Genomic DNA, 13248 nt, shown 5'->3' with positions numbered 1-13248 from the left:
CTGTCACAGGGGTCTGGCCGGGGCGTGTCAGCGGGGCCGCGCGGGAGGGAGCGGTACGGTCCCGCCGGCCACGCCGGAACGGTCCGCGGGGCACCGCGCACCGCGATCTCCGTCCCACCGGTCGATCCGCACCCCGTCCATGGGCCAGAATGAGCCCGTGCCTTCCCTGTTGCTGATCGAGGACGACGACGCCATCCGCACGGCCCTGGAGCTCTCCCTGACGCGCCAGGGACACCGGGTGGCGACCGCTGCCAGCGGTGAGGACGGTCTGAAGCTGCTGCGCGAGCAGCGGCCGGATCTGATCGTGCTGGACGTGATGCTGCCCGGCATCGACGGGTTCGAGGTGTGCCGGCGCATCCGGCGCACCGACCAGCTTCCGATCATCCTGCTGACCGCCCGCAGCGATGACATCGACGTGGTGGTCGGACTGGAGTCCGGCGCCGACGACTACGTGGTGAAGCCCGTCCAGGGCCGGGTGCTGGACGCCCGGATCCGGGCCGTGCTGCGGCGCGGGGAGCGCGAGTCGAGCGACTCGGCGACCTTCGGCAGCCTCGTCATCGACCGCTCCGCGATGACCGTGACCAAGAACGGCGAGGACCTGCAGCTCACGCCGACCGAGCTGCGGCTGCTGCTGGAGCTGAGCCGGCGGCCCGGCCAGGCGCTCTCCCGGCAGCAGTTGCTGCGGCTGGTCTGGGAGCACGACTACCTGGGCGACTCGCGTCTGGTGGACGCGTGTGTGCAGCGGCTGCGCGCCAAGGTGGAGGACGTGCCGTCCTCCCCGACCCTGATCCGTACCGTCCGTGGTGTCGGCTACCGCCTGGACACTCCTCAGTGACCGACACGCAAGGGGGGCCGCGCGGCTGGGCCGCGGGGCGCAGGGGAAGTGTGTCGCGGCTGCGGTTCACCAGCCTCAGGCTGCGGCTGGTCGTGGTCTTCGCGCTGGTCGCGCTCACCGCCGCGGTGTCGGCTTCGGGCATCGCGTACTGGCTGAACCGGGAGGCCGTGCTGACGCGCGCGCAGGACGCGGTGCTGCGCGACTTCCAGCAGGAGATGCAGAACCGGGCGGGCGCGCTGCCCGCGCGCCCCACGCAGGACGAACTGCAGCGCGCGGCGGGCCAGATGGCCAACAGCAGCCAGCGCTTCAGCGTGCTGCTGGTCGCCGAGGACGCGCGCGGCAAGACGGTGTACGGCACCTCGGGCGGGATCAACGGCTTCTCGCTGGAGGACGTGCCGGCGTCACTGCGCAAGGCGGTGAACAAGCGGCAGAAGGTGGCCGACGGCAACAAGGCGCCGTACCACCTGTACTGGCAGCGGGTCGACGACCACGGCACGCCGTACCTGGTGGCCGGGGCACGGCTGGCCGGTGGCGGGCCGACGGGCTACCTGGCCAAGTCGCTGGAGCCGGAGGCCAAGGACCTGAACTCGCTGGCCTGGTCGCTGGGGATCGCGACCGGCCTGGCCCTGATCGGCTCCGCGCTGCTCGCGCAGGCCGCCGCCACGACCGTGCTCAAGCCGGTGCACCGGCTCGGGGTGGCCGCCCGGCGGCTCGGCGAGGGCCGGCTGGACACCCGGCTCAGCGTGTCCGGCACCGACGAACTGGCCGACCTGTCGCGGACCTTCAACAACGCGGCCGAAGCGCTGGAGAAACGGGTCGCCGACATGGCCGCCCGGGACGAGGCCTCGCGCCGCTTCGTGGCGGACATGAGCCATGAGCTGCGGACCCCGCTGACCGCCATCACCGCCGTGACGGAGGTGCTGGAGGAGGAGCTGGACGCGGACGCCGGGAGCATCGACCCGATGATCGAGCCCGCGGTGCGGCTGGTGGTCAGCGAGACCCGGCGGCTGAACGACCTGGTCGAGAACCTGATGGAGGTGACCCGCTTCGACGCGGGCACCGCCCGGCTGGTCCTGGACGACGTGGACATCGCCGACCAGATCACCGCCTGCATCGACGCCCGCGCCTGGCTGGACGCGGTCGAGCTGGACGCCGAGCGCGGACGCCACGCCCGGCTGGACCCGCGCCGCCTGGACGTCATACTGGCCAACCTGATCGGCAACGCCCTCAAGCACGGCGGCTCGCCGGTCCGGGTGTCGGTGCGGATCGACGGCGACGATCTCGTCATCGCGGTGCGCGACCACGGGCCGGGCATCCCCGAGGACGTCCTGCCGCACGTCTTCGACCGCTTCTACAAGGCCAGCGCCTCCCGGCCGCGCTCCGAGGGCAGCGGCCTGGGCCTGTCCATCGCCATGGAGAACGCCCACATCCACGGCGGCGGCATCACCGCCGCCAACTCACCGGAGGGCGGCGCGGTGTTCACACTGCGGCTGCCACGGGACGCCTCCCGCCTGACGGCGGAGGACGACGACAGCACCGAGGACGACAAGGCCGGAAACAGCACCGGGAAGGAGGGATCATGACCGCACGGACCGCACGGACCGCGTCGACGGCCCGGACCGTACGGCGTCTGCTCGCGGCCTCCCTCCTGACCACGGTGCTCGCCGGGTGCGGGATCCGGCCCACCGAGGTGCCGACGGACTTCGGCGCGGCGCCCTCCCGGGTGCCGTGCTCGCTGTCCGCCCCCGACGCGACGACCCAGTCCGCGCACGGCGTTCCGGTACAGGTGTTCCTGCTCTGCGGGTCCTCCCTGGTCGCCGTCGACCGCACCGTGCGCGTGCCCGAGGGCACCCCGGACGCGAAGCGCCGGGTCATCGTGGCCCAGGGCCTGCTGGACCAGCTCGCCGCGTCGCCCTCGGCCGCGGAGAAGGCGGCGGGCTACACCACGTACGTGCCGGGCGGCCTGGGCGTCGCCGGGAACGGGCGCAAGGACCCGGAGGACACGCTCAGGCTGAGCGCCACCCCGGCCCGGCTCACCTCCTTCGCCCTCGCCCAGATCGTGTGCACGCTGTCCGACTCGGCGGCGACGGAGGGCGACGGCTCGGTGATCCTGGGCGGCCCGGCCCCGGCCCCGCTGCGCCGCTACGAGTGCACCGACACCGTCCGCACCCGCCCGGGCAGCACGGACCCGCCGTCGAGCGAGGTCACCGCGGGCTGAGACGCGGGCGGCCCCCGGGTGTGGCGGACGCCTCAGGCACGTCCGCGTGACCGCTGCGGAACCGATTGTGCACAGGGGTGCGTCTTGGGGGGCGTGCAGCGTCAAGGCTCCATCGGCGGCAGCGCCGCGATCCGAATCCGTGTGGCGGGGGGTGTCCTCCTCGCCGCCCATCTCGGGCTCGTCGCCTGGCTGATGCTGCGGCCGCTGGACGTGCCCTGGGTGATGCCCGCCAATCTGCGTCCGCTGGCCGGCATCCGGGCGGATCTGGCGCTGGGCGGGACGCGGGCGGCCGGACGCCTCGCCGAGGGCCTGGCCCTGCTCGCCCCGCTGGGTGTGCTGCTGCCCGCGGCCCACGGCAGGCTCTCCGTGTCGCCGCTCGCCTCCCTGGTCCGTACGACCGCCGCGGGCGCCCTGGTCTCGACCGGCATCGCCCTGCTGCAGACCGGCGTGCCCGGCCGGGTCGTGGACGTCGACTCGCTGCTGCTGAACACCGTGGGCGTGGCCCTGGCGCACCTGGCCGTGGTCCCGGCCGGCCGGGCCCTGCTGCGCCGCCGGGCCGGGCGGGCGACCGGCGCGAGTGGGCAGGTCACCGTCCAGGAGGACGTGGCTCAGGGTCGTACCCCGACGATTCCCAGGGTCGGGATCGCCCCGTAGAGCGACGCTTCGCCCCCTTCGTCTCCGTACCGTTGACATCGTTGAGGCAGCCGACCGGACCGCCTCGTCCGACGTCCATGAAGGAGCCGCAGATGTCCAGCCTCGCCCGCCCCACCCACGGCCGCGTGATCGGCGGAGTGTGCGCCGCGCTGGCCCGGCGCTTCGGCACCTCGGCGACGACGATGCGGGTCGTCTTCCTGGTGTCCTGCCTGCTGCCCGGCCCGCAGTTCCTGCTCTACATCGCGCTGTGGATCCTGCTCCCGGCCGAGGACAAGGCCCGCACCGCCGCCTGGTGAGCCCCCTGTGCGGGACCGCCCGCGCACGCGAACGCCGTCGGCGCGCCCAGGGAAGGTTCCGGGGCGCGCCGACGCCGTCGTACGGCGGGTGTCAGCCGAGCGGCAGGCCGTTCACCGCGACGCCCTGCGTGGGCATGCTCTGGAGCGGCAGTCCGCCGAGCAGCCCGGCGAGCGGCGCGGTCGGCCCGCCGGCGACGACGTTCCCGACGACCGGCTGCGCGGTGGTGCCCCCGGCGCCGAGAGCGCCCTGCTCCTGGGCGAGCGCCTGGCCGACGTTCTGGGCCGGCAGCGCGGTGGCGACGGAGTCCAGGGCCTGCGGGGCGACCGGAGCGGCCGGGGCCGCCTCGGCGGCGCCCGCACCGACGGCCGCGAAAGCGGCGCCGAGGGCGGCGACACCGAGGGTCTTGGCAGCAGACTGCTTCATGTTAAATGCGTCCTTGAATACGGAGACGGGTGATCGCAAATGATCTGAGCGGTCCCACGACCGTAGACAGCACGCGCAGCCCGCCGCAAACACCGAAATGCGTACGGCTCGTGAAGAGCCGTTCGCATTTCGGCGGCCGATTTGCCCGCCGTCAGCCTTCCGAACCGGAAGAACCACTGGTGGAGGCGGTCTGCTGGAACAGCCATTCGGACTTCAGCTCTGCATATCCGGGCTTGATCACGTCATTGATCATCGCCAGTCGTTCATCGAAAGGAATGAACGCTGATTTCATCGCATTGACGGAGAACCACTGGAGGTCGTCGAGCGTGTAGCCGAACGCCTCGACGAGGTGCTCGAATTCCCGGCTCATGCTGGTGTGCGACATCAGCCGGTTGTCCGTGTTCACCGTCGCCCTGAAGTGCAGCCGCCGCAGCAGCCCGATCGGGTGCTCGGCGTAGGAGGGCGCGGCCCCGGTCTGCAGGTTGGAGCTGGGGCACAGCTCCAGCGGGATGCGCTTGTCACGGACGTAGGAGGCCAGCCGGCCGAGCCGCACCGAGCCGTCCGCCAGGACCTCGATGTCGTCGATGATCCGCACCCCGTGCCCGAGCCGGTCGGCGCCGCACCACTGCAGCGCCTGCCAGATGGAGGGCAGTCCGAAGGCCTCGCCGGCGTGGATGGTGAAGTGGTTGTTCTCCCGCTTCAGGTACTCGAAGGCGTCGAGGTGCCGGGTGGGCGGGTAGCCGGCCTCCGCGCCCGCGATGTCGAAGCCGACGACGCCCATGTCGCGGTAGCGGTTGGCGAGTTCGGCGATCTCCAGGGCACGGGCGGCGTGCCGCATGGCGGTCAGCAGGGCGCCGACCCGGATGCGGTGGCCATCCTCCCTGGCCAGCCGCTCCCCCTGCCGGAAGCCCTCGTTGACCGCCTCGACGACCTCTTCGAGGCTCAGCCCGGCCGCGAGGTGCTGCTCGGGCGCGTAGCGCACCTCGGCGTAGACGACCCCGTCCTCGGCCAGGTCCTCCGCGCACTCCCGGGCGACCCGGACCAGCGCGTCCCGGGTCTGCATCACGCCGACGGTGTGCGAGAAGGTCTCCAGGTACCGCTCCAGCGAACCGGAGTCGGCGGCCTCGCGGAACCAGAGGCCCAGCTTGTCGGGGTCGGTCTCGGGCAGTTGGGAGTACCCGGTCTCCTGGGCGAGTTCGACGACGGTGCCGGGGCGCAGCCCGCCGTCGAGATGGTCGTGCAGCAGAACCTTGGGCGCCCGTCGGATCTGGTCCGGCGTCGGAACGTGGGCCGGGACGGTCCCAGTCGGTGCAGTCTGGCTCGTCATTTCCGCACTCTAACTCCTACGCGCGTAGAGCGCCCCCGGTACGCGAGGAGACACAGCAGGTTTTCCGCCGATACGCAACGGTGACCGCCCGGACGGGTTTCGTACACCACCGCTTCTGACACTGTTCTGTCATGGGACAGCAAGCGACGCCGGTCCGAACGGCCGGACTGGGAAAGGCGGTCGGGCCGGAGCCGACGGCGGTGAGCGGAGCGGTGCTGCTGCTCCCCGGCGGGGAGGAGATCTCCGACCGCAGGCCGTCCCCCGTATGGGCGACGGCCTTCGTCCGCTCCCTGGGCCGCCGGTTCGCCCGGGCGGGCCGGGAGGAGGGGCTGGCCGTGCACGCCGTGCACTACCGGTACCGCGGCTGGAACGGCGCCGAGGCGCATCTGGCGGCGGACGCCGAGTGGGCCGCCGACGAGGTCGTGCGCCGGTACGGGGACGTGCCGGTGTGCCTGGTGGGCCTGGACATGGGCGGCCGGGCCGCGCTGCGGGCGGGCGGCCACGAGGCGGTGAACTCCGTCGTCGCGCTCGCTCCCTGGCTGCCCGAGGAGGACGTGGCCGCGCCCGCGGAGCCGGTGAAGCAGCTCGTGGGGCGCCGGGTGCTGATCGTGCACGGCACGAACGACGAACGCACCGACCCGGAGCTGTCGTTCCGCCTGGCGGAGCGGGCGAAGAAGGCCAACCGGGACGTGTGCCGGTTCGAGGTGCACACCGACGGCCACACGTTGCACCAGTACCGCGACGAAGTGCGCTCCCTCGCCGTGGACTTCGTCATGGGCGCGCTGTTCGGCCACCCGGTGTCCCGCCCGGTGGAGGACGCACTGGCCGCACCGCCGCCGATCGGACTGCGCATGCCCCTGGCGGCGGGGTTCGGCAAGTCGCTGCGGCGGTGAAGCCGGAGGCCCCGGAGGTCACCGGACGCCCCGCAGATCCCCGGACACGCCCTAGGTCGTGTCCGCGAAGTCGCGTCGTTCGCCCGCAGGGCGGGCGTCGCGGCGTCCGGTGCGTGCTCTCGGGGTGCCGGCCGGATGCCCTCGTACTGGGTGTACTCGGGCTTTCGGCCGGTGCGGCGAGAGTGCGTGCCGGGCGTCGCGACGCAGACGCGACTTCGCGGACACGGCCTAGGGCAGCAGGCTCCCCCTTCTGGAGAGCAGGAACTTCTTGAAGGCCGCGACCGGTGGGGTGTCCGGGCGGTCGGCCAGCCAGGCGACGCCGATCTCGCGGACCGCCCGCGGCGCCGTGACCGTCAGTTCCACCACTCCCGGGCGGGGCACCGTCGGGGGCGGCAGCAGAGCGACCCCGAGGCCGGCCGCCACCAGGCCCCGCAGGGTCTCCGCCTCCTCGCCCTCGAAGGCGATGCGGGGCTTGAAGCCGGCCTCGCGGCACAGGTCGTCGGTGATGCGGCGCAGGCCGTAGCCCGGCTCCAGGGTGACGAAGGTCTCCTCGGCCGCCTCGGCCAGCCGGATGCGGCGCCGGCCGGCCAGGCGGTGGTCGGCCGGTACGACCAGGCGCAGCTTCTGCTCGTCCAGGCGGCGGGCGACCAGGTCGGGGGCGTCCGGCACCGGGGAGGTCAGGCAGAGGTCCAGTCCGCCCGCGCGCAGCCGCTCCAGCATCGCCTCCCCGTAGTTCTGGAAGAGGCTGAAGCGGACGCGCGGATGGTCGGCGCGGAAGGCGTGCAGCAGACCGGGCACGGTCTCGGCGCCCATGGTGTGCAGGAAGCCGAAGGCGACCTTGCCGGTGGCCGGGTCGGCGTCGGCGCGGACCTCCTCGGCGGCACGCTCGACCTCGGCGAGGGCGCGCTCCACGGAGGCGAGGAAGGTGCGGCCCGCGGTGGTGAGGGCAACCGTGCGGCCGTGGCGGGCGAACAGGCCGACACCGAGGTCCTGCTCCAGCCGGACCATGGCCCGGGAGAGCGTGGACTGAGGCACGTTCATCTCCTGCGCGGCCCGGGTGACGTGCTCGGTGCGGGCGACCCCGGCGAAGTACGCGAGGCGCGGCGCGAGCAACAGCGCCATGTCTTCCATGTCACTGAACGATGACGGCTGACCCTGTGACCTCTGCTCATGCTTCACGGGAACGATTATGGCGATTCCATGCATTGGACGGATCAGTGGGCGGTGCATAGCGTCGAAGCATGTCTCCCGCCAGTACCGGGGCGTCCGCCACCGTGGACGCCGTCACGCCCGCCCCCTCCTCCGACTCCGCCCCCGACTCCCGGATGGCGCCGGGCGGCCCCGGCTACCGCCGGATGAGCTTCGCCCTCTTCCTCGCCGGGGTCGCGACCTTCGCCCTGCTGTACTCCACCCAGGCCCTGCTGCCGCTCATCTCCGGCGAGTTCGGGGTGGCGGCGAGCGAGGCGAGCTGGACGGTGGCGGCCGCGACCGGCGGACTGGCGCTGTTCGTGCTGCCGATGAGCGCCCTCTCCGAACGCTTCGGCCGCCGTACGGTGATGACGGCCTCGCTGGCGGTCGCGGTGGGCGTGGGCCTGCTGGTGCCCTTCGCGCCGTCGATCGGCACGCTGGTGGTGCTGCGGGCGGTGCAGGGCGCGGCGCTGGCCGGTCTGCCGGCCTCGGCGACGGCGTACCTGGCCGAGGAGGTCCGGCCGAAGGCCCTGGTCACGGCGATCGGGCTGTTCGTCGCCGGCAACAGCGTCGGCGGGATGAGCGGCCGGGTGATCACCGGCTGGGTCGCGCAGGAGTGGGGCTGGCGGGTCGCCGTCGGAGTGATCGGCGCGGTCGCGGTGGCCTGCGCGGTGGCGTTCCGGCTGCTGCTGCCCGCCCCGCGGCACTTCTCGGCGGGCTCGCTGCGCCCCCGGGTGCTGCTGGACACGGTGCGCGGCCACCTCGCCGACCCGCTGCTGCGCCGGCTGTACGCGATCGGCGCGTTGTTCATGACGGTCTTCGGCGGCGTGTACACGGTGATCGGCTACCGGCTGACGGAGGCGCCGTTCTCCCTGCCGCAGGGCATCGTCGGCTCGATCTTCCTGGTGTACCTGGTCGGCACGGTGTCGGCGTCGACGGCCGGGCGCCTGGTGGGCCGGCTCGGCCGCCGGGGCGCGCTGTACCTGGCGGGCGGTACGACGGCGGCCGGTCTGCTGCTGTCGCTGGTGCCCTTCCTGCCGCTGGTCCTGCTGGGTCTGGTGCTCATCACGGCAGGCTTCTTCGCGGGCCACGCGGTCGCCTCCTCGGCGGTCAGCCGGACGGCCCAGCACGGCCGCGCCCAGGCCTCGGCGCTGTACCAGTCCGCGTACTACATCGGCTCCAGCGCCGGCAGCACGGTGGGCGCGACGGCGTTCCACGCCGGCGGTTGGGCGGGCACGGTCGGCGTCGGCGTCCTCGCGGTCCTCGGCGTCGTGGCCATCACCGTCCTCGGGTCCCGCGCGGCCCGGGTGGCGGCCCGGCGGGAGCCGGTCCCGGCACACTGAGACGACGCGCGTACGACTGGGCGGGCACCGGCCGCGGTGCCCGCCCGGTTGTGTGAAAAACCGGTCCGGGCCGGGCTTTTCCGCGCTCCGGGCGCCATTGTCAGTGGGCTGCGGTAGCTTCCGGAGTGCTGGGGCGCGAAGGTGCGCACGGGGACGGCCACAGGGGTGGACACGATGGGCAGCGGAACGGCGACGACGGACCTCGACACGGCACTGGAGAAGCACCGGACCGAGCTGACCGGGTACTGCTACCGCATGCTCGGCTCCTCCTTCGAGGCCGAGGACGCGGTGCAGGACACGCTGGTGCGGGCCTGGCGGAGCTACGACAAGTTCGAGGGCCGCTCGTCCCTGCGCTCGTGGCTGTACCGGATCGCGACGAACGTGTGCCTGGACATGCTGACGGCGGGCAACAAGCGGGCCCGGCCGATGGACCTGACCGACTCGACGCCGCTCGCCCGGGCGGCGCTCTCCCCCCGTCCGGACAGCACCTGGCTGGAGCCGATGCCGGACGCGCGCGTGCTGCCTGCGGTGGAGGACCCGGCGGAGGCCGCCGTCGCCAAGGAGTCGGTGCGGCTGGCGTTCATGGCGGCCCTGCAGCAGCTTCCGCCCAAGCAGCGGGCGGTGCTGATCCTGCGCGAGGTGCTGGCCTGGCGGGCGAGCGAGGTCGCCGAGCTGCTGGGCACCACGGTCGCCTCCGTCAACAGCGCCCTGCAGCGGGCCCGGGCCACGCTCGCCGAGCGGGACTCCGAGGCCGCGGCGGGGGCGGTGTCCGACCCGCTGGACGAGGAGCAGCAGAGACTGCTCGAACGCTATGTGAAGGCCTTCGAGGGGTACGACATGACGGCGCTCACCGCGCTGCTGCACGAGGACGCCGTCATGACGATGCCGCCGTTCGACCTGTGGCTGCGCGGCCCGCAGGACATCACCGGCTTCATGACCACCCTGGGCGCGTCCTGCGCGGGCTCCCGGCTGCTGCCGGTGCGGGCGAACGGCCTGCCGGGGTTCGCGCACTACAAGCCGGACGAGGAGAAGGGCGGCTTCACCCCCTGGGCGGTGCAGGTGCTGGAGGTGTCAGGCGGCCGGATCACCGGTTTCCACTGCTTCCTCGACACCGCGCGCTGGTTCCCGCTCTTCGGCCTGCCCCTCCACCTGGAAGCGGAGTCCGACCAGGTCGAGGAGGGCGCGTAGCGCGGGGTCGGGGCCGCGCAGGCGTATCCGCCCGCCGGCCCGGCGGGCGGCGAGCTCCAGCCGGGCCAGCAGGTCCACGGTCCGCAGCCCCGGCGGTCCGAGTCCGGCCACGTCGCACACCACGACCGCGGCTCCGCCGCCGTCCAGCAGTGTCCGCACATCGGCGCAGAGCCCGGCCACCTCGGCACGGGTGACGGATCCGGGCAGTACGAGTACGGCGGGTGTGTCGGCATCCACGTGCGGTAGACCGGCGGCCGCGGCACAACTCATCGCGGACCGCCCGCCGGGCACGCCCGGACGGAGATCACATTGACCCGCTGCCGTGCTCCGGCGGAGGGTTGGGGCCGTGACGGGGGTGCTGAGCGGGTTCGCGGTGATCGCGGTCGTCATCGGGGTGGGCTATGTGCTCGGGTGGCGCGGCACCCTCGGTGAGCCGGGCCGTGAGGTGCTGACCCGGCTCGCCTTCTCGGTGGCCGGACCGGCCCTGCTGTTCCACACGTTGGCCCGGGCCGACCTCTCCGTGCTGTTCTCCAGCCGCCTGCTGGTGACGGCCCTGAGCACGGCCGCGGTGTCGGCGGCCTTCGTAGCGGTGGGCGCGCTGCGGCACTGGGGCGTGGGCCGGACGACGATCGGCGCCCTGTGCGCGGGGTACGTCAACTCGGGCAACCTCGGCATCCCGATCGCCGCCTACGTGCTGGGCGACGCGTCCCTGGTGGCCCCGGTCCTGCTGTTCCAGGTCGTCATCGTCACGCCCGTCGCCCTGACCGTCCTGGATCTGACCGGCACGGACGACGGGACCGGCCGTAACGGCGGGAAGGCCCCGGTGTGGCAGCGGCTGCTGACGCCGCTGCGCAATCCGATCGCGGTGGGGTCGCTCTCCGGTGTGGCGGTGTCGGCGGCCGGCTGGCGGGTCCCGGGCCCGGTCATGGAGCCGCTCGGCATGATCGGCGACATGTCGGTCCCGGCGGCCCTGCTGGTCTTCGGCATGTCCCTGCGCGGCAGCGCGGCTCCCGGCCGGGGACTCGACCGCCATCCGGTCCTGCTGTCGGTGGCGCTGAAGTCACTGGGCCAGCCGCTGGTGGCCTGGGCCCTGGCCCGCGGGGTCTTCGGCCTGCACGGCGCGCCCCTGCTGGACGTGGTCGTCACCTCGGCCCTGCCGGCCGCCCAGAACCTGTTCACCTACGCCAGCCGCTACCGGGTCGCCGAGACCCTGGCCCGCGAGTCGGTGCTGCTGTCGACGGTGGTCTCGGTGCCGGTGCTGGTGGGGGTGGCGACGGTGCTGGGCTGAGGGCGTGTCAGTCGACGGGGAACTCTCCGGTGTCGATGGTGATGCCGAACGGTTCCGGCAGCTTGATGGGATCGCCGAACTTCACTGCTCCGAGAACTCGGTAGACCTCGCCCTTGGGTTCTCCGTAGAGCGTCGCCGTCGGGCCGCCGGGTGCCCAGCGGTGGTCGGGGTCCTGGCTGACGGTGAGTGCGCTCACGGCGGTCTCCTATCGGTGCGTCACCGATCCCAGCATGCCGAAACGGGACCGGCGGCAATCCACCGGTCCCGTTCGCCCGAAAGGGCCACGGCCTCCGCGGCCTTCGGCCACGGGCCCTGATCAGGCGATGCGCTCCAGCACCACCGGCGACGCCGTGAAGGCCGTGCCCGGGGCCGCGATGTCGTAAGTGCCCTCGACCGCCTGGAGCGCGTACTCGAAGCGCTCGGGGGTGTCCGTGTGCAGGGTCAGCAGCGGCTGGCCCTCGGTCACCGTGTCGCCCGGCTTGGCGTGCATCTCCACGCCCGCCGCCGCCTGCACCGGGTCCTCCTTGCGGGCGCGGCCCGCGCCGAGGCGCCAGGCGGCGACGCCGACGCCGTACGCGTCCAGCCGGGTCAGGACGCCGGACGCGGACGCCCTGACGACGTGCTGCTCCTTCGACGTGGGCAGCGCGGCGTCCGGGTCGCCGCCCTGGGCCGTGATCATCCGGCGCCACACGTCCATCGCCGAGCCGTCGGCCAGTGCCTTCGCCGGGTCGGCGTCCTTGATGCCGGCCGCGTCGAGCATCTCGCGGGCCAGGGCGACCGTCAGCTCGACCACGTCCGCCGGGCCGCCGCCGGCCAGGACCTCGACCGACTCGCGGACCTCGAGCGCGTTGCCGGCGGTGAGGCCGAGCGGGGTGGACATGTTGGTCAGCAGCGCGACCGTCCTCACGCCGTGGTCCGTGCCGAGGCCGACCATCGTGGAGGCCAGCTCGCGGGCGTCCTCGATCGTCTTCATGAAGGCGCCGGAGCCCACCTTCACGTCCAGGACCAGGGAGCCGGTGCCCTCGGCGATCTTCTTGGACATGATCGAGGACGCGATCAGCGGGATCGCCTCGACCGTGCCGGTCACGTCGCGCAGGGCGTAGAGCTTCTTGTCGGCGGGGGCCAGGCCGTCGCCGGCCGCGCAGATGACCGCGCCGGTGGTGTCGAGGACGTTCAGCATCTCCTCGTTGGACAGCAGCGCGCGCCAGCCGGGGACGGACTCCAGCTTGTCCAGGGTGCCGCCGGTGTGGCCGAGGCCCCGGCCGGAGAGCTGCGGGACGGCCGCGCCGCAGGCCGCGACGAGCGGGGCCAGCGGGAGCGTGATCTTGTCGCCGACGCCGCCGGTGGAGTGCTTGTCGGCCGTCGGACGGGACAGGGAGGAGAAGTCCATGCGCTCGCCGGACGCGATCATGGCCGCGGTCCAGCGGGCGATCTCCCGGCGGTTCATCCCGTTGAGCAGGATCGCCATCGCGAGCGACGACATCTGCTCGTCGGCGACCTCGCCGCGGGTGTACGCGTCGATGACCCAGTCGATCTGCTCGTCGGTCAGCTCACCGCGGTCCCGCTTGGTGCGGATGACGGAGATGGCGTCCAT

14 protein-coding genes and 1 pseudogene are annotated in these 13248 nt (G+C 73.1%); 9 read left to right on the top strand and 6 right to left on the bottom strand.

Annotation, left to right across the window (positions count from 1 at the left end; genetic code table 11):
- Positions 1–157 precede the first annotated feature (157 nt).
- The 5 genes from afsQ1 (at position 158) to ACFYU0_RS23045 (ending at position 4003) form a co-directional block, all read left to right on the top strand.
- The gene (gene afsQ1 / locus ACFYU0_RS23065) at positions 158–835 is read left to right on the top strand and encodes a two-component system response regulator AfsQ1 (RefSeq protein ID WP_190012869.1); all 678 of its coding nucleotides are present in this window, start codon (positions 158–160) and stop codon (positions 833–835) included.
- Positions 832–2418 carry a HAMP domain-containing sensor histidine kinase gene (locus ACFYU0_RS23060; RefSeq protein ID WP_351671448.1) on the top strand — a complete coding sequence of 529 codons (1587 nt, stop codon included), beginning with the start codon at positions 832–834 and terminating at the stop codon, positions 2416–2418. Before afsQ1 ends, ACFYU0_RS23060 begins: the two co-directional genes overlap by 4 nt.
- Entirely contained in the window at positions 2415–3053 is a 639-nt protein-coding gene (locus ACFYU0_RS23055; RefSeq protein ID WP_389303846.1) for a hypothetical protein, read from the top strand. Before ACFYU0_RS23060 ends, ACFYU0_RS23055 begins: the two co-directional genes overlap by 4 nt.
- Before the next feature lie 93 nt (positions 3054–3146).
- Positions 3147–3707 carry a VanZ family protein gene (locus ACFYU0_RS23050; protein WP_389303845.1) on the top strand — a complete coding sequence of 187 codons (561 nt, stop codon included), beginning with the start codon at positions 3147–3149 and terminating at the stop codon, positions 3705–3707.
- A 92-nt stretch (positions 3708–3799) separates the two neighbouring features.
- Positions 3800–4003 carry a PspC domain-containing protein gene (locus tag ACFYU0_RS23045; RefSeq protein ID WP_351671440.1) on the top strand — a complete coding sequence of 68 codons (204 nt, stop codon included), beginning with the start codon at positions 3800–3802 and terminating at the stop codon, positions 4001–4003.
- Positions 4004–4094: 91 nt separating this feature from the next.
- Here ACFYU0_RS23045 and ACFYU0_RS23040 read toward each other — a convergent pair whose 3' ends face one another.
- Positions 4095–4427 (bottom strand): ATP-binding protein, encoded by a 333-nt coding sequence (locus tag ACFYU0_RS23040; protein WP_351671437.1) that lies wholly within the window; start codon positions 4425–4427, stop codon positions 4095–4097.
- A 151-nt stretch (positions 4428–4578) separates the two neighbouring features.
- Entirely contained in the window at positions 4579–5754 is a 1176-nt protein-coding gene (locus ACFYU0_RS23035) for an adenosine deaminase (protein WP_389303843.1), read from the bottom strand.
- 131 nt (positions 5755–5885) lie between these two features.
- Here ACFYU0_RS23035 and ACFYU0_RS23030 point away from each other — a divergent pair, with 131 nt between their 5' ends.
- Entirely contained in the window at positions 5886–6647 is a 762-nt protein-coding gene (locus tag ACFYU0_RS23030; RefSeq protein ID WP_351671431.1) for an alpha/beta hydrolase, read from the top strand.
- A gap of 228 nt (positions 6648–6875) precedes the next feature.
- On the opposite strand, the gene ACFYU0_RS23025 is transcribed toward ACFYU0_RS23030, so the two are convergent.
- Positions 6876–7769 (bottom strand): LysR family transcriptional regulator, encoded by an 894-nt coding sequence (locus ACFYU0_RS23025; protein WP_351670330.1) that lies wholly within the window; start codon positions 7767–7769, stop codon positions 6876–6878.
- A gap of 119 nt (positions 7770–7888) precedes the next feature.
- Between ACFYU0_RS23025 and ACFYU0_RS23020 the strand changes: the two genes are divergently transcribed.
- Both ACFYU0_RS23020 and ACFYU0_RS23015 read left to right on the top strand, forming a co-directional pair.
- Positions 7889–9178: an MFS transporter gene (locus tag ACFYU0_RS23020; protein WP_389303841.1), complete on the top strand. Its 1290-nt coding sequence runs from the start codon at positions 7889–7891 to the stop codon at positions 9176–9178.
- Positions 9179–9352: 174 nt separating this feature from the next.
- A complete protein-coding gene (locus ACFYU0_RS23015) occupies positions 9353–10366 on the top strand; it encodes a sigma-70 family RNA polymerase sigma factor (protein WP_351670058.1) in 1014 nt (337 codons plus the stop codon).
- On the opposite strand, the gene ACFYU0_RS23010 is transcribed toward ACFYU0_RS23015, so the two are convergent.
- Complete coding sequence (locus ACFYU0_RS23010) at positions 10250–10636, bottom strand: STAS domain-containing protein (protein ID WP_351670061.1); 387 nt, start codon at positions 10634–10636, stop codon at positions 10250–10252. The two genes, ACFYU0_RS23015 and ACFYU0_RS23010, sit on opposite strands and share 117 nt — an antisense overlap.
- A 76-nt stretch (positions 10637–10712) precedes the next feature.
- Between ACFYU0_RS23010 and ACFYU0_RS23005 the strand changes: the two genes are divergently transcribed.
- The gene (locus ACFYU0_RS23005; RefSeq protein ID WP_389303840.1) at positions 10713–11654 is read left to right on the top strand and encodes an AEC family transporter; all 942 of its coding nucleotides are present in this window, start codon (positions 10713–10715) and stop codon (positions 11652–11654) included.
- A 7-nt stretch (positions 11655–11661) separates the two neighbouring features.
- Here the strand turns inward: ACFYU0_RS23005 and ACFYU0_RS23000 are convergent.
- Both ACFYU0_RS23000 and ACFYU0_RS22995 read right to left on the bottom strand, forming a co-directional pair.
- Positions 11662–11814: pseudogene (locus ACFYU0_RS23000) on the bottom strand (Uma2 family endonuclease); the annotation flags it as partial.
- 156 nt (positions 11815–11970) lie between these two features.
- Positions 11971–13248, bottom strand: a complete 1278-nt coding sequence (locus ACFYU0_RS22995) for a thymidine phosphorylase (protein WP_389304117.1) — start codon at positions 13246–13248, stop codon at positions 11971–11973.

This window comes from Streptomyces sp. NPDC003720 (genome assembly GCF_042875075.1).
Classification (GTDB): Bacteria; Actinomycetota; Actinomycetes; order Streptomycetales; family Streptomycetaceae; genus Streptomyces.
The sequence above is the reverse complement of the archived record's forward strand: the minus strand, read 5'-3'. Positions and strand labels throughout refer to the sequence as shown.